Source organism: Streptomyces sp. NBC_00620 (assembly GCF_026341825.1).
In the GTDB taxonomy this organism is placed as follows: Bacteria; Actinomycetota; Actinomycetes; order Streptomycetales; family Streptomycetaceae; genus Streptomyces.
The window spans coordinates 1,365,067-1,386,056 of record NZ_JAPENY010000001.1 but is presented as its reverse complement, the minus strand read 5'-3'; the positions used below and the strand labels follow the sequence as shown (position 1 = coordinate 1,386,056).

At 70.4% G+C, this 20,990-nt stretch carries 19 protein-coding genes; 9 read left to right on the top strand and 10 right to left on the bottom strand.

The window, feature by feature from the left end; genetic code table 11:
• Positions 1–79: 79 nt before the first annotated feature.
• Entirely contained in the window at positions 80–571 is a 492-nt protein-coding gene (locus OG246_RS06360; protein WP_266463919.1) for an inorganic diphosphatase, read from the bottom strand.
• A gap of 79 nt (positions 572–650) precedes the next feature.
• Between OG246_RS06360 and dacB the strand changes: the two genes are divergently transcribed.
• The 6 genes from dacB (at position 651) to folE (ending at position 8,529) form a co-directional block, all read left to right on the top strand.
• A complete protein-coding gene (gene dacB / locus OG246_RS06355) occupies positions 651–2,213 on the top strand; it encodes a D-alanyl-D-alanine carboxypeptidase/D-alanyl-D-alanine-endopeptidase (protein ID WP_266457077.1) in 1,563 nt (520 codons plus the stop codon).
• 239 nt (positions 2,214–2,452) lie between these two features.
• Entirely contained in the window at positions 2,453–3,577 is a 1,125-nt protein-coding gene (locus OG246_RS06350) for a zinc-dependent metalloprotease (protein ID WP_266457074.1), read from the top strand.
• A 192-nt stretch (positions 3,578–3,769) separates the two neighbouring features.
• Positions 3,770–4,894, top strand: a complete 1,125-nt coding sequence (gene tilS, locus OG246_RS06345) for a tRNA lysidine(34) synthetase TilS (RefSeq protein ID WP_266457071.1) — start codon at positions 3,770–3,772, stop codon at positions 4,892–4,894.
• 108 nt (positions 4,895–5,002) lie between these two features.
• Positions 5,003–5,563 (top strand): hypoxanthine phosphoribosyltransferase, encoded by a 561-nt coding sequence (gene hpt / locus OG246_RS06340; protein ID WP_261704688.1) that lies wholly within the window; start codon positions 5,003–5,005, stop codon positions 5,561–5,563.
• Positions 5,564–5,750: 187 nt separating this feature from the next.
• Positions 5,751–7,778 (top strand): ATP-dependent zinc metalloprotease FtsH, encoded by a 2,028-nt coding sequence (gene ftsH / locus OG246_RS06335; RefSeq protein WP_266457069.1) that lies wholly within the window; start codon positions 5,751–5,753, stop codon positions 7,776–7,778.
• A 145-nt stretch (positions 7,779–7,923) separates the two neighbouring features.
• The gene (folE, locus tag OG246_RS06330) at positions 7,924–8,529 is read left to right on the top strand and encodes a GTP cyclohydrolase I FolE (protein ID WP_266457066.1); all 606 of its coding nucleotides are present in this window, start codon (positions 7,924–7,926) and stop codon (positions 8,527–8,529) included.
• A gap of 154 nt (positions 8,530–8,683) precedes the next feature.
• Here folE and OG246_RS06325 read toward each other — a convergent pair whose 3' ends face one another.
• The 6 genes from OG246_RS06325 to OG246_RS06300 form a co-directional block, all read right to left on the bottom strand.
• Complete coding sequence (locus OG246_RS06325) at positions 8,684–9,169, bottom strand: DUF3180 domain-containing protein (protein WP_266457064.1); 486 nt, start codon at positions 9,167–9,169, stop codon at positions 8,684–8,686.
• 46 nt (positions 9,170–9,215) lie between these two features.
• The gene (gene folK / locus OG246_RS06320) at positions 9,216–9,827 is read right to left on the bottom strand and encodes a 2-amino-4-hydroxy-6-hydroxymethyldihydropteridine diphosphokinase (RefSeq protein WP_266457061.1); all 612 of its coding nucleotides are present in this window, start codon (positions 9,825–9,827) and stop codon (positions 9,216–9,218) included.
• Entirely contained in the window at positions 9,824–10,183 is a 360-nt protein-coding gene (gene folB, locus OG246_RS06315) for a dihydroneopterin aldolase (protein ID WP_266457058.1), read from the bottom strand. Before folB ends, folK begins: the two co-directional genes overlap by 4 nt.
• 269 nt (positions 10,184–10,452) lie before the next feature.
• Positions 10,453–10,965, bottom strand: a complete 513-nt coding sequence (locus tag OG246_RS06310; RefSeq protein ID WP_266457055.1) for a nuclear transport factor 2 family protein — start codon at positions 10,963–10,965, stop codon at positions 10,453–10,455.
• Positions 10,962–11,945, bottom strand: coding sequence for a dihydropteroate synthase (gene folP, locus OG246_RS06305; RefSeq protein ID WP_266457052.1), 984 nt, complete (start codon positions 11,943–11,945; stop codon positions 10,962–10,964). Before folP ends, OG246_RS06310 begins: the two co-directional genes overlap by 4 nt.
• 70 nt (positions 11,946–12,015) lie before the next feature.
• Positions 12,016–13,908, bottom strand: a complete 1,893-nt coding sequence (locus OG246_RS06300; RefSeq protein WP_266457049.1) for a phosphatidylglycerol lysyltransferase domain-containing protein — start codon at positions 13,906–13,908, stop codon at positions 12,016–12,018.
• Between the two features lie 225 nt (positions 13,909–14,133).
• On the opposite strand from OG246_RS06300, the gene OG246_RS06295 reads away from it, so the two are divergent.
• Positions 14,134–15,255 carry an esterase family protein gene (locus tag OG246_RS06295; RefSeq protein ID WP_266457046.1) on the top strand — a complete coding sequence of 374 codons (1,122 nt, stop codon included), beginning with the start codon at positions 14,134–14,136 and terminating at the stop codon, positions 15,253–15,255.
• Positions 15,256–15,325: 70 nt separating this feature from the next.
• Positions 15,326–16,768, top strand: coding sequence for a hypothetical protein (locus OG246_RS06290; RefSeq protein ID WP_266457043.1), 1,443 nt, complete (start codon positions 15,326–15,328; stop codon positions 16,766–16,768).
• 85 nt (positions 16,769–16,853) lie between these two features.
• On the opposite strand, the gene OG246_RS06285 is transcribed toward OG246_RS06290, so the two are convergent.
• Positions 16,854–18,134, bottom strand: a complete 1,281-nt coding sequence (locus OG246_RS06285; protein ID WP_266463912.1) for a PH domain-containing protein — start codon at positions 18,132–18,134, stop codon at positions 16,854–16,856.
• Between the two features lie 161 nt (positions 18,135–18,295).
• The gene (locus OG246_RS06280) at positions 18,296–18,799 is read right to left on the bottom strand and encodes a PH domain-containing protein (protein WP_266457038.1); all 504 of its coding nucleotides are present in this window, start codon (positions 18,797–18,799) and stop codon (positions 18,296–18,298) included.
• Positions 18,800–18,830: 31 nt separating this feature from the next.
• Here OG246_RS06280 and OG246_RS06275 point away from each other — a divergent pair, with 31 nt between their 5' ends.
• On the top strand, positions 18,831–19,982 hold the full coding sequence (locus OG246_RS06275) for an NADH-quinone oxidoreductase subunit D (RefSeq protein ID WP_266457033.1): 1,152 nt from the start codon (positions 18,831–18,833) through the stop codon (positions 19,980–19,982).
• Here the strand turns inward: OG246_RS06275 and OG246_RS06270 are convergent.
• Positions 19,947–20,972, bottom strand: a complete 1,026-nt coding sequence (locus OG246_RS06270; protein ID WP_266457030.1) for an SAM-dependent methyltransferase — start codon at positions 20,970–20,972, stop codon at positions 19,947–19,949. The genes OG246_RS06275 and OG246_RS06270 overlap by 36 nt on opposite strands.
• Between the last annotated feature and the right edge of the window lie 18 nt (positions 20,973–20,990).

The following is a 20,990-nucleotide window of genomic DNA, read 5'->3' as shown; positions in this document are numbered from 1 at the left end:
CCCTCAGTATGCGTACGGATACACGAACGGGCCGCGCGACCCCATCAGGATCACGCGGCCCGAACGGAAGCGCGGGTACTCAGTGAGCGCCCTGGTCCTTCAGGCGCTTGTAGGAACGCTCGATCTCAGCCTCGGCCTCCGTGCGGCCCACCCAGTTGGCGCCCTCGACGGACTTGCCGGGCTCCAGGTCCTTGTAGACCTCGAAGAAGTGCTGGATCTCCAGGCGGTCGAACTCCGACACGTGGTGGATGTCGCGCAGGTGCTCCACCCGCGGGTCGTGCGCCGGGACGCACAGCAGCTTGTCGTCGCCGCCGGCCTCGTCCGTCATACGGAACATGCCGATCGTGCGGCACTGGATGAGGCAACCGGGGAAGGTCGGCTCGTCCAGGATGACCAGCGCGTCCAGCGGGTCGCCGTCCTCGCCGAGAGTGTTCTCGACGAAGCCGTAGTCGGCCGGGTAACTGGTCGAGGTGAAGAGTCGACGGTCCAAGCGGATCCGACCGGTCTCGTGGTCCACCTCGTACTTGTTCCGCGAACCCTTCGGAATCTCGATCGTGACGTCGAACTCCACCGGTGGCTCCTCCATGATCAGCACATAGTTCTGGTGGTTAAGTGTCCCTCACGCAGGTGTGTGATCGCGAAAGGGGCTGGTGGTCGTGCCAGAGCTGAGGGCTTGGCGGGCCGCGAGACCGCATGTGGTGCGGGTCGCGGGCTCGGTGAAACCGCATGTGGCGCGGATCACCCAAGCCGTGCGGCCGCGTCCCGTCAAGTTCACGACTCCGCAGCTCACAGCCGTCGCAGCCACCGTGGGCCTGGCGCTCGCGGCCGGGCTGGTGACCGCGGCCGGTCCCTGGGACTCCACAGGTCAGCGTACGGCGGAGCGCGACTGGGCCGCATCGCGGGAGGGCGAGGGTGGCACAGATCACGGCCTTACGTCCGGTACGTCCGCGAAGGCGCCCCGCCCCGCGCCGAGCGCCGCCACCGTACTGGCCGGACTCGGCGGCTCCACCTCCACGGATTCGGTGCCCGCCCCCGCCGAGAAGGCCCTGGCGGACGTCCTGGACCCGCTCCTGAACGACCCCGCCCTCGGTGCTCAGCGCACCGCCGTGGTGGTCGACGTCGCGACCGGCAAGCGGCTGTACGGCAAAGGGGCGGACAAGGCCCAGACCCCGGCCTCCACCACGAAGATCGCCACCGCCGTCGCCGTCCTCTCTGCGGCCGGCACCGACCACCGCATCACCACGCGCGCGGTCCTGGAGCCCGACACCAAGGAGGTCGTCCTCGTCGGCGCGGGCGACCCGACCCTGACCGCCCGCGAGGACGCGAAGGGCTACGCGAGCCTGCGCACCCTCGCCGAGGAGACGGCGACCGCCCTGAAAGCCCGTCATCTGGACCAGGTGACAATCTCGTACGACACCTCGCTGTACGCGGGCGCCACCGTGCACCCCATCGGCGCCAACCCCAACCTCGCCCCGGTCAGCGCCCTGATGGTCGACGAGGGCCGGATCGACGACTCGGACAGCGGCACGGCCAAGCGCAGTACGGACCCGGCGGGGGACGCGGCCAGGAAGTTCGCGGAACTGCTCCAGGCCAAGGGCATCAAGACGACATCCCCGGGCCTCTCGAAGGCGACGAGCCGTTCGCAGGACCTCGCCTCGGTCTCCTCGCCGCCTCTGTCCGCCCTCGTCGAGCGGATGCTGACGAACAGCGACAACGACATCGCGGAGGCCCTGGCCCGGCAGGTCGCCCTCGTGACGGGCGGGCAGGCGAGTTTCAGCGGAGGCGCGGCGGCGATCGGCGCGCAGCTGAAGAAGCTCGGACTCCCCCTCGCCGGCGTTCATTTCGCCGACGGAAGCGGCCTGAACCGCGCCGACAAGCTCACCGCCGACCTGCTCACCGCCCTGCTGGCGAAGGCAGGCGACCCCGCCCACCCCGAACTCCGCCCCGCCCTGACCGGCCTCCCCATCGCCGGCTTCACCGGCACCCTCAGCGACCGCTACACCACCGACGCCTCAGCCACCGGCGTCGTACGCGCCAAAACCGGCACCCTCACAGGCGTCAACACCCTGGCAGGCACAGTCGTCGACACCGACGGCCGCCTACTGGCCTTCGCCTTCCTCACCTCCGACGAGGCCCACCCCCCGGCGCCGGCACCGGCCCAAACAGCCTTGGACCGCGCGGCAACGGCACTGGCGGCGTGCGGCTGCAGGTAGTTGTTGCCCAGGGGCTACCCGCTGTGGGGCGGCGGGTCGCAGTCGCCACCTACCGCTGTGGGCAATCGTCCCGCAGGGCGGGACGGGTGGGCACAGCCGACAGCGCCGGGCTCCGAGAAAACGGGGCCCAGCCCCTGCCGACCCAGGGGGCGCCAACCGCACCGCCGGCCCCAAGGCAGAGGGCGACCAGGACCTCGTACCCCTAACCGCAGCCGGACACGCTCACGTACGGTTGACGCATGACGAGCATCGGTGGTGCCGAGATGGTCGACTGGAATCTCGCGGTGGCAACCGCGACACGGCTCGTGCGGCCGGGCCCAGAGGTGAGCCGCGACGAGGCCAGGGACGTCGTGGCGGAGCTGCGCCGGCACGCCAAGGCTTCGGAGGGACACGTCCGGGGCTTCACTCGTATGGGCACGGAGGACACCCACGACACCCCCGTACTCGTGGTGGACCGCCCCGGCTGGGTGCGGGCGAACGTCGCAGGGTTCAGGGAGATCCTCAAGCCCCTGCTGGACAAGATGCAGGAGCGCAGGGGGAGTACCCCGGGCGGAGCCGTCCTCGGCGCCGTCGGCGGCAAGGTCACCGGCGTCGAGCTGGGCATGCTGCTGTCGTTCCTGTCGTCGAGGGTCCTCGGCCAGTACGAGACCTTCGCCCCGGCGACACGTGAGCTCCCGGCAGGGGAGAACGGCGGCGGCAGGCTCCTCCTGGTCGCGCCGAACATCGTCCACGTGGAGCGCGAACTCGACGTACAGCCCCACGACTTCCGCCTCTGGGTGTGCCTGCACGAGGAGACGCACCGCACCCAGTTCACGGCCGTGCCCTGGCTGCGGGCCCACCTCGAGGGCGAAATCCAGTCGTTCTTGGGAGAGACCGAGGTCGACCCCATGACAGTCCTCGAACGCATCCGCGAAGCCGCCCAGTCCTTGGCGGGCGGACGGCCCGAGGGCGAGGAGGACGACGGCGGCCGCTCGCTCGTCGAAATCGTGCAGACGCCGGCCCAGCGGGAGATCCTCGGCCGGCTGACCGCCGTCATGTCGCTCCTGGAGGGCCACGCGGACTTCGTGATGGACGGTGTGGGGCCCGACGTCGTCCCGTCCGTCGCCGAGATCCGCGAGAAGTTCCAGCAGCGTCGCGCCAAGGGGGCCTCCCGCCTGGACCTGGCCCTGCGCAAGCTGCTCGGTTTGGACGCCAAACTGAGGCAGTACAAGGACGGTGAGCGGTTCGTGCGGTCGGTCGTCGGAGAGGTCGGCATGGATGGCTTCAACCGGGTGTGGACCTCCCCGAACACGCTCCCGACCAAGACGGAGATCGCCAAACCGGCGGACTGGGTCGCGCGGGTGCACCGCAAGGCAGAGTCGTGAACGCCGCGGGCGGGTCGTGAAGTGAATCCGGCCGACGGCAGGTAAACGCCCCTCCAATCACCCGTCCGAGGGACCGTGGGGCATGGGTAGGCGTGCAATGCTCGGGGAACGGCCCGGTTCTGTCACCATCTACACACTCTGAGTGACCGGAACCGGGTTCACTCCCCGAAAACTTCATGAAGGGAACCGGACATGGGTCCCCATCCTGCGGTCGCGGCGATACGCCTGGCGGTTCGCCGCGTACTCCACGACATCCTCACCGAGCACACGCCCGCCCCCGACACCAGGCGTACGCCCGCGGCCGACGTCGCGCGCCCGCCCGCCTCCGAGCGCGTACCCGCCCCGGGTACGAGGCGCTCGCCCGCCCCCGACCTCCCCACGCCAACCCCGCACGAGCAGCCGTCGACGCCGCTCGTGCTCGTCGCGTGCTCCGGTGGCGCCGACTCGATGGCGCTCGCCTCCGCCCTCGCCTTCGAAGCCCCCAAACTCGGCATCCGCGCCGGCGGCATCACCGTCGACCACGGTCTGCAGCCCGGCTCCGACCTGCGCGCCGACGAAGTCGTGCTGCGCCTCACCGAGCTGGGGCTCTCCCCAGCCGAGTCCATCGCCGTCACCGTGGGCCGCGACGGCGGGCCCGAGGCCGCCGCCCGCGACGCCCGCTACGCCGCCCTGGACTCCGCCGTCGAACGCCACGGCGCCACCGCGATCCTGCTCGGCCACACCCGCGACGACCAAGCCGAAACCGTCCTGCTCGGCCTCGCCCGCGGCTCCGGCATCCGCTCGCTGTCCGGAATGGCCGCGGTCTCGGGGGCCGACGGCCGTTACCGCCGCCCGTTCCTGTACCTGGACCGGCAGACCGCCCGCAAGGCCTGCATGGTCCAGTCGCTGCCCGTCTGGGACGACCCGCACAACGCCGACCCGGCCTACACCCGCTCCCGGCTGCGCCACGAGGGCCTGCCGGCCCTGGAGAAGGCGCTCGGCAAGGGAGTCGTCGAGGCGCTCGCCCGTACGGCCCAGCTCTCCCGCGACGACGCCGACGCCCTCGACGCCTGGGCCAGCCAGGCCGAGGCCTCCGTACGGGACGCGGCGGGCCTCCTGGAGTGCGCCAAGCTCTACGCCCTGCCGCCCGCTGTACGCCGCCGCATCCTGCGCCGTGCCGCCATCGAGGCGGGCGCCCCGGCCGGTTCGCTGTTCGCCCGTCACATCGAGGAAGTCGACCGGCTGATCACCGGCTGGCGCGGCCAGGGAGCCATCAATCTCCCGGGCAAAGTCGTCGCCCAGCGGCAGGGTGGCAGACTGGTGATTCGGCAAGGCTGAAACCGGACCCCCACCGGGACCGCTCGCGCGGCTCCCCAGGGCCCTCTCACGCGGGTCGCGGGCGGTTCGAGCGGCCGCCGAAAAGGTTCGGACGGACGACCGAAAGTGATGCGGGTGGACGCGAAAGACATGGGCACCGACCTCAAGTCGGTGCTCATCACCAAGGAAGAGATCGACGCCAAGCTGGTTGAGCTGGCCGCGAAGATCGACGCGGAGTACGCGGGCAAGGATCTGCTGATCGTCGGTGTCCTCAAGGGTGCCGTGATGGTCATGGCGGACCTGGCGCGTGCGCTGTCCACCCCCGTCACCATGGACTGGATGGCGGTGTCCTCGTACGGCGCGGGCACCCAGTCGTCCGGTGTGGTGCGGATCCTCAAGGACCTCGACACCGACATCAAGGGCAAGCACGTCCTCATCGTCGAGGACATCATCGACTCCGGGCTGACCCTGTCCTGGCTGATCTCCAACCTCGGCTCACGCGAGCCCGCCTCCCTCAAGGTGTGCACGCTGCTGCGCAAGCCGGACGCGGCCAAGGTCGCGATCGACGTGGAGTGGGTCGGCTTCGACATCCCGAACGAGTTCGTCATCGGCTACGGCCTCGACTACGCGGAGAAGTACCGCAACCTCCCGTTCGTCGGTACGCTCGCGCCGCATGTCTACGGCGGTTAGCACAGCCGGGTAGGACGACCGGGAACCCCAGCGGGGTTCGCGCCGTTGGAGCATGCGTAGGCGGGATTGCCAGCCGTCCCCTGCGGCTTCGGGTGACAATGCTGGGGTACCGTCCGAAGAACAGTCTTTAAAAGTCTTTATCAAACTCACTATGGCAGGAGGGACGGGGCGTCACCGCTCCGTATGGATGGACGTGAAGCGATACTTCCGTGGGCCGGTCATGTGGATCGTGCTGGCCGTCCTTGCCGTGGTCGTGTTGATGCAGGTCGTCGGCTCGTCCGGCGGCTACAAGACAGTGGACACCGGCCAGGTCGTCCAGGCGATCAATGACAACAAGGTCGAGTCGGCCAAGATCACCACCGGCGACGAGCAGATCATCAAGGTCTCTCTCAAGGATGGCGAGAAGGTCGACGGCAGCTCAAAGATCCAGGCGAGCTACATCGGCGACCAGGGCGTGACCCTGGCGGACACTCTCCAGAACAAGTTCCAGAACAAGCAGATCCCGGACGGCTACACCGTTTCGCCGTCGAAGCAGAACCCGTTCCTGGGCATCCTGCTGTCTCTGCTTCCCTTCGTCCTCATCGTCGTCGTCTTCTTGTTCCTGATGAACCAGATGCAGGGCGGCGGCTCCCGGGTCATGAACTTCGGGAAGTCCAAGGCGAAGCTCATCACCAAGGACACCCCGAAGACGACGTTCGCCGATGTGGCAGGCTCGGACGAGGCGGTCGAGGAGCTCCACGAGATCAAGGAGTTCCTCCAGGAGCCGGCGAAGTTCCAGGCCGTCGGGGCGAAGATCCCCAAGGGCGTGCTCCTCTACGGGCCTCCTGGAACCGGTAAGACGCTGCTCGCGCGCGCTGTCGCGGGTGAGGCCGGCGTCCCCTTCTACTCGATCTCGGGTTCCGACTTCGTCGAGATGTTCGTCGGTGTCGGTGCCTCCCGAGTCCGTGACCTGTTCGAGCAGGCCAAGGCGAACGCTCCGGCGATCGTCTTCGTCGACGAGATCGACGCGGTCGGCCGTCATCGCGGCGCCGGCCTCGGTGGCGGTCACGACGAGCGCGAGCAGACGCTCAACCAGCTGCTCGTCGAGATGGACGGCTTCGACGTGAAGGGCGGCGTCATCCTGATCGCCGCCACGAACCGGCCCGACATCCTCGACCCGGCCCTCCTGCGCCCCGGCCGCTTCGACCGCCAGATCGCGGTCGACCGCCCGGACATGCAGGGCCGTCTGGAGATCCTCAAGGTTCACCAGAAGGGCAAGCCGGTCGCCCCGGGCGTCGACCTGTCGGCGGTCGCACGTCGCACGCCGGGCTTCACCGGCGCGGACCTGTCGAACGTGCTGAACGAAGCTGCGCTGCTCACCGCGCGCAACAACGGGAAGCTGATCGACAACGACATGCTGGACGAGGCGATCGACCGAGTGGTCGCGGGCCCGCAGAAGCGGACCCGGATCATGTCGGACAAGGAGAAGAAGATCACCGCGTACCACGAGGGCGGCCACGCCCTGGTCGCGGCGGCGTCTCCGAACTCCGACCCGGTCCACAAGATCACGATCCTGTCGCGCGGCCGTGCCCTCGGCTACACGATGGTCCTGCCGGACGAGGACAGGTACTCCACGACCCGCAACGAAATGCTCGACCAGCTGGCGTACATGCTGGGCGGGCGCGCGGCCGAGGAGCTCGTCTTCCACGACCCGACCACGGGCGCTGCGAACGACATCGAGAAGGCCACAGCCACGGCCCGCGCGATGGTCACGCAGTACGGCATGACCGAGCGTCTCGGCGCGATCAAGTTCGGCGGCGACAACACCGAGCCCTTCCTGGGCCGGGAGATGTCGCACCCGCGTGACTACTCGGAAGAGGTCGCCGCGCTCGTCGACGAAGAGGTCAAGAAGCTCATCGAGAACGCGCACAACGAGGCCTGGGAAATCCTGGTCGAGAACCGCGACGTCCTCGACGCGCTGGTGCTCCAGCTGCTGGAGAAGGAGACGCTGAGCAAGGAGCAGATCGCCGAGGTCTTCGCTCCCATCATCAAGCGTCCGGCCCGCCCCGCGTGGACCGGTTCCTCCCGGCGCACCCCGTCCACCCGCCCGCCGGTGCTCTCCCCCAAGGAGCTGTCACTGACGAACGGGGCGAACGGTTCTACGCCGGCGATCGCCGGCGTGACGGAGTCCGTCCCCGCGGCGGAAGCGGTCCCTGAGGAGCGCACCGAGAGCTGATATTTCGCAGCTCCCGGTGGCCTCACCAGGCCCGGAATGGATGCCGCGCCCCCCAGGTTCTAGCCTGGGGGGCGCGGCATCTTCTTATGCCGGCTTGTTCGACGCGTCGATCCGCACGCGTGAGAGGCACAGGAACGAGGACCACATGACCGACCCCGTGACGCTGGACGGCGAGGGTGTGATCGGCGAGTTCGACGAGAAGCGCGCCGAGAACGCCGTACGAGAGCTCCTCCTCGCCGTCGGTGAGGACCCGGACCGTGAGGGTCTGCGGGAGACGCCGGGGCGGGTCGCCAGGGCGTACCGGGAGATATTCGCGGGCCTGTGGCAGCAGCCGGAGGACGTCCTGACGACGACGTTCGATCTGGGGCACGACGAGATGGTCCTGGTGAAGGACATCGAGGTTTTCAGTACCTGCGAGCATCACCTGGTGCCGTTCCGGGGTGTCGCGCACGTCGGCTACATTCCGGCCACCAGCGGCAAGATCACCGGCCTGTCCAAGCTGGCGCGGCTGGTCGACGTCTACGCGCGGCGGCCGCAGGTGCAGGAGCGGCTGACGACCCAGATCGCCGACTCCCTGATGGAGATCCTGGAGCCGCGCGGGGTCATCGTGGTCGTCGAGTGCGAGCACATGTGCATGTCGATGCGCGGTATACGCAAGCCCGGTGCGAAGACGATCACCTCTGCGGTGCGGGGGCAGCTGCGGGATGCGGCTACGCGTAATGAGGCGATGAGCCTCATCATGGCTCGGTAGCGCTCCGCTTGGTTCCGGGTGGGTTCTGCGGGTGCGTTGGCTGCCGGGGCGTTGCCTGCGGGTGCGTTGCCTGGTGGTGCTTCGGCTGCGGGTGCGTTGTGGCTGGTCGCGCAGTTCCCCGCGCCCCTTTGGGGGCGCTTTCGCCGGCCCGCGGTCACAGTGCGGGGGCCGTGCCGCCGTTCTCGTCGTCGTCCTCCGGGAGTTTGCAGACTCGCTCGAGGAAGAAGGCGGCCGCTATGACGCCTAGGCCCGCGAGGACTGAGAAGCCGGCGTAGATGGCCTGGTCGCGGCGGGCGGGGATGTCCAGGGACTCGAGCAGGAAGACGCCCGTGCCGCCGTACATACCGGCCACCAGGGCGGCGACCAGTGCGCTGGCCTGACCGAAGACGACGGCGCGGGCCGCCATCAGGGGGTCGACGCCCTTGGCGCCGGGGCGGCGCTCGCGCTGGGCCTTGAGGCGGGCGCGCAGCGAGAGCGCCGTGGACAGCAGGACGACCGCGATCAGTGCGAGGACGATGGGGGCGGCCAGGGGGACCGAGGGGAGTGTGCCCACGGAGTTCCACAGGCGGGCACCTGCCCAGGACAGCACTCCGGCGATGAGGAACACCGCAGCCAGCGTCCTGATGCGCAGCTCTTTCACAATGCCCCTTCGGTCAACCGCCTGATGGTCGTCCTGACCTTAACGACTACTCGGGCAGCCGGAGTTCCAGGTCGGCGCGGGGCGCGACACCGTCTCGCGTGACCGTCGCGAGGAGTTGGGCCACGGGGCCGCGGCCGGGGAGCTGAGCCTCGGGTTCCACGTCGTGCCAGGGGGCGAGGACGAAGGCACGCTCGTGGGCGCGCGGGTGAGGGAGGGTCAGGACCGGGTCGTCGGAGATCACATCGGCGTACGCCACGATGTCCACGTCGATTGTGCGGGGGCCCCAGTGGTCTTCGCGGACCCGGTGGAAGGCCTCCTCGACCGCGTGCGCGCGCTCCAGGAGCGAGGAGGGGGGCAGGGTCGTCCTGAGGACCACCACCGCGTTGAAGTACGAGGGCTGGCTGTCCGGGGCGACACCCCAGGGCTCCGTCTCGTAGACGGGTGAGACCGCTTTGATCCGGACGCCGGGGGTGTCCTCCAGGGCGTCGATGGCGCCCTGGAGGGTCTCCAGGCGGTTGCCCAGGTTCGAACCGAGGGAGATCACCGCTCGCTTCGGGTTCTGCAGGGTCGTGTCGGCGGCGTCCACCTGTTCCACCACGGAGGCGGGCACCGGCTGTACGGTCGGGTCGCTCTGACCCTCGGTGAAGAAGGCGGTCATACTCGGCTCCGGGTGATGGTGACGGTCACGTCGTCGAAGGGCACCGTGATCGGCGCGTCCGGTTTGTGGACGCAGACCTCGACCTCCTTGACCCCGTCGTGCTTCAGGCACGTCTGGGCGATGCGCTCGGCGAGCGTCTCGATGAGATCGACGGGCTCGCCCTCCACGACGGCCACGACCTCCTCGGCCACGACGCCGTAGTGCACGGTCTTCGCCAGGTCGTCGTCGGCCGCGGCCGCTCGGGTGTCCAGGCCCAGCGTCAGGTCCACGATGAAGGTCTGGCCCTCTTCGCGCTCCCTGGCAAAGACGCCATGGTGCCCGCGGGCCTTGAGGCCGCGCAGCGCGACACGATCCACGCGAATCACTCCTGCAATCGTTGGTAGCGGCTGGTACATACCGAGTGCGGTCGGTACACCGGCCTCAAACGAATCTACCTGCGGGCACTGACAGTCCCTGCCCGCGGAGGCGCGCGCCCTGGCGATGGGCACGAGGCTTCATCGGACGTTTCCCTTGGGGAACACGGCGGCTCACGGGTTGGTAGCCGCCCCTACCCAGGGGTACGTGATTCCAACCACGCCTTGCTGCTCACGGACCGCTAACCCACTCGATCCGGGTGGACTCGCCACTAACCGGGAGTGTCCTCGTCCTCCTCCTCGCCCGATTCGGCGAGGACGGGGGAGGCATGGTGCGACCAGAGCTTCCAGCCGTAGGCCGTGCGACGGAACACATTCGTGGCGACGACCAGCTGGCCGACCAGCGGACCGAGCTCGTCGCTGCCGTCGGGGGCGGGGCCGCCGCTGAGGATGTTCTCGGTGCAGGTGACCAGCGCGGTGTCGCCGACGACGGAGACATGTACGTCGGTGAGGAAGAACTGGATGTACTCGGTGTTCGCCATGATCAGCGCGTACGAGCGCAGCACCTCGCCGCGGCCGTTGAGGACGGGCCAGCCGGGGTGGACGCAGGAGATCACCGGGCCTTCGTCCTCGCCCTCGCCCACGCTCTCGACGGCGTCGTCGGCCGTGTCCAGCGGGGCCAGCCAGAGCGACGACAGCTCTTCGAAGTCGCCCCGCTCCAAGGCCTCGTAGAAGGCGGTGTTGGCGAGTTCGACCTGCTCGACGTCGGTGCGGGGAGCGCTCACCGGGCTCCCTCTGCGGTCGGGGCTCCGGCGGCTCCGCGTGCGGTCGGGGTTCCGGAGATCCCGGATTCCTCCGCGGTCCGGGCTTCCGCCGCACGGACTCCGGCCGTACGTGCTCCCGCCGTACGTGCTCCTTCCACGGCCCTGGCGACGCGTACGGCGTCGGCCGTGGCCCGCACCTCGTGGACGCGGACCGCCCACGCGCCCTGGTCGGCGGCCAGGGCGGAGACAGCGGCGGTGGCGGCGTCGCGCTCGCGCGCGGGCGGCGGGGCGCCTTCCGCGCCCGCCAGTACGCGGCCCAGGAAGCGCTTGCGGGACGCGGCGACCAGCAGGGGGTGGCCGAGTTCGCGCAGGCGGTCGAGGTGCGCCAGGAGCATCAGGTCGTGCTCGGGGTCCTTGGAGAAGCCGAGGCCCGGGTCGACGACGATCCGGTCGGGGGCGATGCCGCCAGCCAGAACGGCCTCCACGCGTGCGTGCAGCTCGTCGACGACTTCGGAGACGACGTTCTCGTACGTCCCCTTCACGTTGCCGCCCTCAAGGAAGCCGCGCCAGTGCATGACCACGAAGGGGGCGCCCGTCGCGGCGACGGCCGGGATCATGGCGGGGTCGGCGAGGCCGCCGCTGACGTCGTTGACCAGGACGGCGCCCGCGGCGAGCGACTGCTCGGCGACGCTGGCACGCATGGTGTCCACGGAGACCGTGACGCCTTCGGAGGCGAGGCCGCGGACGACGGGGATGACGCGCTTGAGCTCTTCCGCCTCGTCGACGCGGGTGGCGCCGGGGCGGGTGGACTCGCCGCCGACGTCCACCAGGTCGGCGCCCTCGGTGACCAGGCCGAGGCCGTGTTTGACGGCGGCCGTCGTGTCGAACCAGCGGCCTCCGTCGGAGAAGGAATCGGGGGTTACGTTGACGACTCCCATGACCGCGCAGCGGTCCCACGTCGGCAGTCCCGCGACTTGGCCGCGCCCGCGCTCAATGCTCATACGTCCAGCCTAGGCCTCCGGCGGGGAGCCGATTCGCCCCCGCCCACCCGACTCGGTCGGTTCACCAGCCCTACGCCGCCCGCACGCCCCGCTCCGCCACCGCGTGCGCGCAAGGCCGTGGAGCCGTCCTGCGGCGGCGCAGCAGGCGTGGCAGGGCGAGACTCACGAAGCCCTCCGCCTGCATGGCGGCGAGGCCGATGCGGGGGAGGTCGCGGGAGGAGCCGTAGACGACGAAGCGGGGCTCCCAGCGGGGGCGGAATTTGGCGTTGAACTTGTACAGGGACTCGATCTGGAACCAGCGCGAGAGGAAGACCAGCAGGCCCCGCCAGACGCGCAGCACGGGGCCCGCGCCGATCTTCTCGCCCCGCGCGAGCGCCGCGCGGAACATCGCGAAGTTCAAGGAGACCCGCTCGATCCCGAGGCGGGGCGCAGCCTGGAGGGCGGCCACGATGAGAAGTTCGTTCATGCCGGGGTCCGCGGAGCGATCGCGGCGCATGAGGTCCAGTGACACGCCGTCGGTGCCCCACGGGACGAAGTGGAGTACGGCCTTCAGGTCGCCGTACGGGCCGGGTTCGGCGTAGTGGGCGGGCTCCGCGCCGATGCCGGGCACGTCGGCCTTGTGGGCGGTCGCGATCAGGCAGTCACCGTCGGCCGGGTCGCCGATGCGGCCGAGCGCCATGGAGAAGCCGCGCTCGGTGTCCGTGCCGCGCCAGTCCTCCGTGGCGCGCCGGATCCGGTCCAGCTCACCCTCGCTCAGATCGCGGACGCGCCGTACCCGGGTCTCGTAACCGGCCCTTTCGATGCGCTTCACCATCTGGCGCACATTCCGCATCGCGCGCCCGGCCAGGGAGAAATCCGCGACGTCCACCACCGCCTCGTCGCCCAGTTCGAGGGCGTCGAGACCGGTCTCGCGGGTCCACACCTCGCCGCCCGTCTCGGAGCAGCCCATGACGGCCGGCGTCCAGGAGTGTGCCTTCGCCTCGTCCATGAAGCGCTCGATGGCGCCGGGCCAGGCCTCGACGTCGCCGACGGGGTCGCCGCTCGCGAGCATCACTCCCGACACGACGCGGTACGTCACCGCCGCCTTGCCGCTGGGCGAGAAGACGACCCCCTTGTCGCGGCGGAGCGCGAAGTGGCCGAGCGAGTCGCGGCCGCCGTGCTTGTCCAGGAGGGCGCGCAGGCGGGCCTCGTCGTCCTCGGTGAGGCGTGCGGCCGGGTGTTCGGGGCGGAAGGCGAGGTAGATCGTGGTGATCGCGGTCAGCAGGCCGAGCGCGCCGAGCGAGACGGCGACCGTCCAGGAGGTGGGTCCTGTGTAGTCGAGGGGCCCTTCGAACCCGAACAGGCCGTACAGGACGTGGGTGATGCGGTCGGCCAGGCTCGGGCTGCCGATCATCCGGTTCGCGTGGACGCTGACGATGACCAGTCCGAGGACGAGGGAACCGGCGCCCATGAGCACGAAGTTGGCGAGCGCGCGCCAGCGGCTGCGCGGATCGGGCAGGGCCTCGAATTCGCTGCGGTGGCGCAGCAGCGGCGCGAGCAGGGCCAGCGAGATGGCGACCCCGATGAGCGAGTGCCGGTACGCGAACTGGGCGACGGCGCCTGCCGGGAGCAGGACGACGGCGGCCCGCCACGCCCGGCGCTTGCGGCGCCGCAGCCCGTGCGCGAGCAGCAGCAGGAGTACGCCGGTGCTGAGCGAGAGCGCGGCGGCGAACGGGCCGAGCGCGCCCGGGAGTACCTCGGCGACGGTGTGCATCCGGCTGTGCCGGAAGCGCGGGAAGACTCCTGCGGCGATGTCCAGGAGCCCTACGAGCGTGCAGGCACTGGCGATCAGGGCGGGAACGGCGTCGGGGCGCGGCCCCCGGACTGCGCGCGGACCGCGGACCAAGCGCGGCGCACGGACGGGGTGCGCACCACGGACTGCGCGCCGCGCACGCCCTGTTCGGTCCGGAACCCCGGCCGACATTTCACCCTCTACCCTGACAGACATCGCATCCCGTGGTTCGGTGAGAGACCTTGAATTCCGGTGCCATTCCGGCATCCGGCGACATTGCGCCCTCTAGGACGGTGTCTTCGGGAGACAGGTTCACTCCCCGCGGGAAAGCCGGTTCAAAAGGCAAGGAAAGTGCCGGGCAAGTGCTCGCGAAAGTGCGGGGCGGTCACGGCACGGAAAGCGCAGGCAGAACAGCCCATGGGACTCACGAGTAACGAGTTGCTGGTGTCGGCGGTCCTGCTCGCCGTGCTGCTGTTCGTCGGCACGGTGTGGCTGTGGCCGAGGCTGGCACGGCGCGGCTGGCGGGCCGTCAGCGGACGGGTCGGCCTGCTGCTGGCCACCCAGGTCGCCGTCTTCGTCTCGGTCGGCCTCTGCGCCAACCAGACGTTCGGCTTCTACGCGAGCTGGGCCGACCTCTTCGGAAGGGAGCGCGGCGAGGGCGTGGTCGTCGACCACGACTTCGCCGACGGCGGCCCCCTCCAGGTGGTCGACACCCAGCAGGTGAAGGTGGCGGGCGGTTCACGGCCGAGGGTCGGCGGCCAGATCCAGAAGATCGACATCGTGGGCCGTACGACGCACATCGCCACTCCGGCGTACGTCTATCTGCCCCCGGAGTACTTCCAGTCGCGGTACCGCACCCGTACCTTCCCGGCCGCCGCCGTCCTCACCGGGTATCCGGGCACCGCCGAAGCGCTGATCAAAGGCCTGCATTACCCGCAGACGGCCCATGAGTTGGCCAGGGACGGCAGGATGCAGCCGATGATCCTGGTCATGCTGCGGCCGACCGTCGCGCCCCCGAGGGACACCGAGTGCGTGGACATCCCGGGCGGCCCGCAGACCGAGTCCTTCTTCGCCAAGGACCTCCCCGACGCCGTATCGGCCCACTACAGGGTGGGCGAAAAACCCGGCAGCTGGGGCATCATCGGCGACTCCACAGGCGGTTACTGCGCCTTGAAACTCGCTGTCCACCACCCTGAGGTGTATGCCGCGGGGGCGGGCCTGTCGGCGTACTACAAGGCGCCGATCGACCCCACGACGGGCGATCTCTTCCACGGGGACGAGGAACTGCGGAACAGCGCCGACCTGAGGTGGTACCTGAAGCACAGGCCCGCGCCCGACACCTCACTGCTCGTCAGCAGCAGCAAGGTGGGCGAGGCCGACTACCAGGACACGTTGAAGTTCATAGAGCTGGTGAAGTCGAGGCGGCACACTCGGATCTCGTCGATCATCCTCGACAGCGGCGGCCACAACTTCAACACCTGGCGGCGTGAGATTCCGGGGACGCTGGAGTGGATGAGCGGGCGGCTGAGCGACCGCTGAGGCTGCGAGGTGGCTGTGTTTTTACCATGCGGGGCTCCAAGATTCGCCTACGCGCGGTAAGTTTCTGGCCATGCCACGTGGACGTCACCGCCATTCACCGCCTCTGCACAGGCTGCTGCCTCCTTCGGCGATCGCAGGCGTCTCGCTCGTCTGCGCCGTGGGGCCCTGGCTGTTCACCGAGCCGACGGTGCTCCGCGGGCTGGCCGCGGGTGCCGCGCTGACGGCGGTACTCGGCGCTGTCGTCATGCGCCGCTGGGACTCGTCCGCGGGCAAACAGGTGGCGGACCTCTCGCGCGCGCGTGCGAGCGACGAGTGGCGTTACGAGGAGCGCGTCGCCGAACTGGAGACCGACCTCGACGAGTCCCGCGAGCTGCGCGTCAAGCTGGAGCACAAGCTGCGCGCGAAGCGGACCGAACTGGCGGGCCTGCGCAACGAACACGCGGCGCTGCTGAGGCGGTACGCCACGGCGGAGACGGAGCGGGCGAGCGCCCTGGAGGGTCGCCGACTGCTCGCGATAGAGACGACGCCGGCTCGCGCGCTGCCCGCGGCACTGACCGCCGGTTCGGAGAAACCGGAGGTTCCTGAGGAGCCCGAGGCGGTTTCCGCCGGTCCTGACGCGGACGCGGATGCGGACGCCGTCGATGCCGGTGAGGCAGCAGAGACAACCGAGGCGATCGAGGGCCACACGGTTGTGCAGAAGTCTCCCGAGGTCTTCTCCCCGGCCGGGTCGTCGCTCTTCCTGCGGGCCTACGCGGCGCTGAACCGCATCTCGAACGTTGCTCCGGAGCCGCACGAATCCGAACCGATCGAGCCGGTGAAGACCGAGTCGTTGCAGGCCGGTTCCACGGAGGCCGAGGCGAGTGCTTCCGACGGCGCCGCCGCGGAGGAGGGCGAGGCCGAGGGGAAGCCCGAGGCGGTCGGCGGTCATGAGCGCGCGGCCGCCGAGGCGAAGCCCTCCAAGTCCTCGTCCTCGCAGGAGCCGACGCAGGACCCGGCGCGGGACCCGTCCTCGAAGTCGCCCCAGAGCCCGGACCCCGCGGATCCTGAAGACCCTGAGGACCCGTCACACCCCTCGCATCCCGCGGATCACTCGCACCCGGCGAAGCCCTCGGCCCACTCGGCCCCTGCGAAGCCCTCGAGTCTCCCGGCTCCCGCGAAGCCGCCGAAGCCCGTCAAGCCCGTGAAGCCCTCCCCGTCCTCGGGGCACTTCACCGTGCCGACCGCGGTGGCCGTCGTACCGGCAGCGCCCGTGCGGCGTCCGTCGGTCGAGGGCGGCTTCGACTTCTTCGGTACGCAGCAGGAGTCGTCCGCGACCGCGCTGGAGGCCGTACAGAACGAGGACCTCGCCGATGTGGTCGGTCAGGAGGCGCTCGCCCTCCACAAGGCCGAGGCCGAGGCCGGCTTCAAGCCCGCGGACGAGGAATCCCGCGGCGTCGGCCAGGTCATCGACCTGACCGTCCACGACGAGACCGAGCGGATCGACGTGGCCGAGCTGCGGAGCGCGGTTTCCTGACCCGGCGGTCCCGGAACGCAGAAACGTGAGGGCGGGCGGTGGCACAAGCCACCGCCCGCCCTCACGTCCTACATTTCAGGACCACTCACGCCATCCACCGATCCGGTCGGGCCTCCCGCCGCCCCGTGCGCGACCGGTCCGCCTGGGACTCCAGAAGCTTCGCCGCCTCGGAGGCGTCCCGCAGCCGCGCCGTCACCGTCTTGTTGGCCCCCGTGTCCACATGGACGTCGGCGAGCCGCTTGAAGCGGGCCCAGGGCCCCTGCTCCAGACGTACGCTCTGGACCTTCGCGTGCGGCACGAGCGAGAGGCTGCGGCGGAGCAGCCCGTGGCGGGCCACGAAGACGGTGTCGGTGACGGCGAGGCCGTAACCCCGCCACCAGAACGGCACGCACCACCCGGCCCGGCGCGGCGGCCGCGACAGCGGGGTCGGCACCGTCACCCCCGGCAGCACCCGCGCGATCATCGACTCGGCGACCTCGCGCGGAGCAACCGGCACGAGCACGGAGTTGGCGGACCCGGCCACGTCCAGCTCCACCCGTACCCAGCCGCGCCGCCGCCACAGCAGCGGTTCCACGATCCGTACGGTCTGCACGCGCCCGGGCGGCACCGTCTCGTGCGTACGGTCCAGGAGCCCGTGGTCGATCCGGAGCCCGTCCGGAGACTCGCCGACTGTCCAGTCGTACTCGCTGACGAACCGCCCCAGGCTGCTCGCACCCGCCGCGCCGAGCAGCGGCAGAGCGGTCGCGAGGACCGTCCACACGCTGTGGGTCGCCCACCACAGCAACGACGGTACGACGAGCGCGGCGGCCAGCGTCCCCCAGGTGGCGCCGGTGAGCACCAGGGAGACGGCGAGCTTGCCCGCGGGGACGTGCAGCAGCTGCCGTACGGGTGCCTCGCCGACCTCGTGTGCCGTCTCGGGGGCGAAACCGGCCGCGCGGGCGAGGAGTTCGGCGCGCAGGACGCGGGCCTCGTCCTCGCCCAGATATGCCAGTTCGTCCTTCTTGTCCGTCCCGATGACATCGAGTTTGAGCTTGGTGACGCCGGCGACGCGCGCCAGCAGCGGCTGGGTGACGTCGACCGCCTGGAGCCGGTCGAGCCGGATGTGCGCGGTGCGCCGGAACAACAGGCCCGTACGGATGCGCAGTTCGGTGTCGGTCACCGCGAAGTGCGTGAACCACCAGGTCAGAAAGCCGTAGAGGGCACCGCCCGTGACGGCCACGGCCAAGGCGAGCAGCAGCGTGGTCGTGGCGAGCTTGGTCAGCTGCTCCTGCGCCTGGTTGGGGTCGTGCACGGCCCATCCGGCGATCACCGCGACCGGCGCCCATGCGCGCCGCAGGGGCGTTACGGGGTGCAGGCGCCGCTCCAGGAGCGGTTTCGGCTCCGGTACGGGGTTGTCGGCGCCCGGAGTCCGTACGGCCGTGTCCGTGCCCGGAGTCTGTACGGCGTTGTCCGTGCCCGGATCCCGTACGGCGTCGTCGGTGCCCGGGGACGCGTTGTCCGCGCCCGGGGTCGCCGCGGAAGGCGTACTCACAGGCCTGCCGATCGTGCCTCGCCCAGCTCGGTGAGCCGGTCTCGCAGCCGCTCGGCCTCGGCCGGTTCCAGGCCGGGGATGCGTGCGTCGGTCGCCGCGGCCGCCGTGTGCAGCTGGACACTGGCGAGCCCGAAGTGCCGCTCGACGGGCCCGGAGGTCACCTCGACCAGCTGCATCCGCCCGTACGGCACCACGGTCTCCTCACGCCACAGCACACCCTTGCTGATCAGCAGGTCGTCCACGCGCTCGGCGTACCGCCAGGACTGCCAGTTGCGGCCCAGCATCCGCCAGCCCCACGCCAGCAGGGCCAGCGGCAGCAGGGCGAACGAGGCCCACACGAGCCCGGCGAACGTCTCGAGCACCAACCCCACGACGATCGTCAGCAACCCCAGCCACACCACCAGCAACAGCCGTCGCATCCGGAGCAGCCCGCGGGGCAGCCCGTTCCAGACCGGCTCGGTCGCCGAGTTTCCGGTGGTCTCCATGCTCCCCGTCTCCATGTGGCAAGCGTACGTACGAGAGACTGTGCCCATGACTCCCACGACGGAGACCATGGTCGGCATCGGCGGCGCCGCGGAGAGCACCGACATGGTGCTCAACATCGGGCCCCAGCACCCGTCCACGCACGGTGTACTGCGGTTGAAGCTCGTCCTGGACGGCGAGCGGATCCAGCACGCGGAGCCGGTCATCGGCTATATGCACCGCGGGGCGGAAAAGCTCTTCGAAGCGCGCGACTACCGCCAGATCATCATGCTCGCCAACCGCCACGACTGGCTCTCCGCCTTCGCGAACGAGCTGGGCGTCGTCCTCGCCGTGGAGCGGATGCTCGGCATGGAGGTCCCCGAACGCGCGGTCTGGACGCGCACGCTGCTCGCTGAGCTGAACCGGGTACTGAACCACCTGATGTTCCTGGGCTCCTACCCCCTGGAGCTGGGCGGGATCACCCCGATCTTCTACGCCTTCACGGAGCGCGAGGAGCTCCAGCACGTCATGGAGGAGGTCTCCGGCGGGCGCATGCACTACATGTTCAACCGGGTCGGCGGCCTCAAGGAGGACCTTCCGGCCGGATGGACCACGCGCGCGCGTGCCTCCGTCGCGGCCCTGCGTTCCCGTATGGACCGGTTCGACGACCTGGTGCTCGGCAACGAGATCTTCAGGGGGCGCACGCGGGGCGTGGGGGCGCTCGCGCCGGAGGCCGTGCACGCGTACGGCGTGAGCGGGCCGATCGCGCGCGCCTCCGGGGTCGACTTCGACCTGCGCCGGGACGAGCCGTATCTCGCGTACGGGGAGCTCCAGGACACCCTGAAGGTCGTCACCCGCCAGGAGGGCGACTGCCTGGCCCGCTTCGAGTGCCTCCTCGAGCAGACCCACAACGCGCTCGACCTCGCGGACGCCTGCCTCGACCGGCTCGCGGACCTTCCGACCGGCCCGATCAACCAGCGGCTGCCCAAGGTCCTGAAGGCGCCCGAGGGCCACACGTACGCCTGGACCGAGAACCCCCTCGGCATCAACGGCTACTACCTGGTCAGCAAGGGCGAGAAGACCCCGTACCGGCTGAAGCTGCGCTCGGCCTCGTTCAACAACATCCAGGCGCTCACCGAACTGCTGCCGGGCACGCTGGTCGCGGACATGGTGGCGATCCTCGGGTCACTGTTCTTCGTGGTCGGGGACATCGACAAGTAGGTCGCCGGCCAGACCGTCCGGAATTCCAACCGGCTGGAGCAGCCAGCCGAAGTCGCCCAGGCCGCCGGGCGCGGTCAGTTCGGCCGCCGCGCCGGCGCTCGCAAGGGCGCGCACGTAGGCCGTGGGGTCTGTGGACGCGAGGGCGAGCGCCGGGCGTGCGCCGCTCACGCCCAGCGCGCGCAGCGCGTTCCGCTGGGTCTCCACGCGCCCCCCGGGCAGCGCGCACGCGTCGAGCGCCACGTGCGCGGTGATGTCGCACGAGCCGTCCGGGACGGGCACCGTCTCCCGGCCCTCCCGGAAGCCGGTGAGCGTCCCGAACGGGGGCCGCGCACCGGCGACGTGCGCGTAGTCGACGGCCACGGCGAGACCGCGTCCGAGCGAGGCGACCGCGGAGGCCCAGGCGGCATCCCTGGGGAGCCCGATTTCCGCACGGTCCCCTTCGGAGGACAGCGGCCACCACTTCCGCAGCCACTCCGCTTCCGCACCCGCGACGGGCTCCCCGAGGCGCTCGGTGCCGTCCCGTCGTACGAGAACCACGCGCGCCACACCCTCCGAGTCCACCTCGGCGACCTCCAGCGGCACGTTGTCCAGCCACTCGTTGGCGAACAGCAGCCCGGTGACGCCCTTCGGGGGCTCCGCGAGCCACTCGATCCGGTGATCAAGACCGGCGGGGCGGGCGGCGCGTTCGACGGCGTACCCGCGCGCGCGGGCGGCCACTTCGGCGGGAAGTGCGGCGAGGACCGCGGTCACCAGTTCGCCGCGGCCCGCCGCCATGTCGACGAAGGCGAGCGTGGCCGGGCGCCCGAGGGCTGCGTCGACGCGGCACAGCAGCCGGGCCACGGCATGCGCGAAGAGCGGGGAGGCGTGCACCGAGGTACGGAAGTGCCCCGCGGGCCCCTCGGGCCTGCGATAGAAGCCGCGAGGCCCGTACAGCGACTCCTCCGTCGCCTCGCGCCAACCCCGGAACCCGTCCGTTTCCTCGTCTCTCACCGGGCCAGGCTAAGCGGC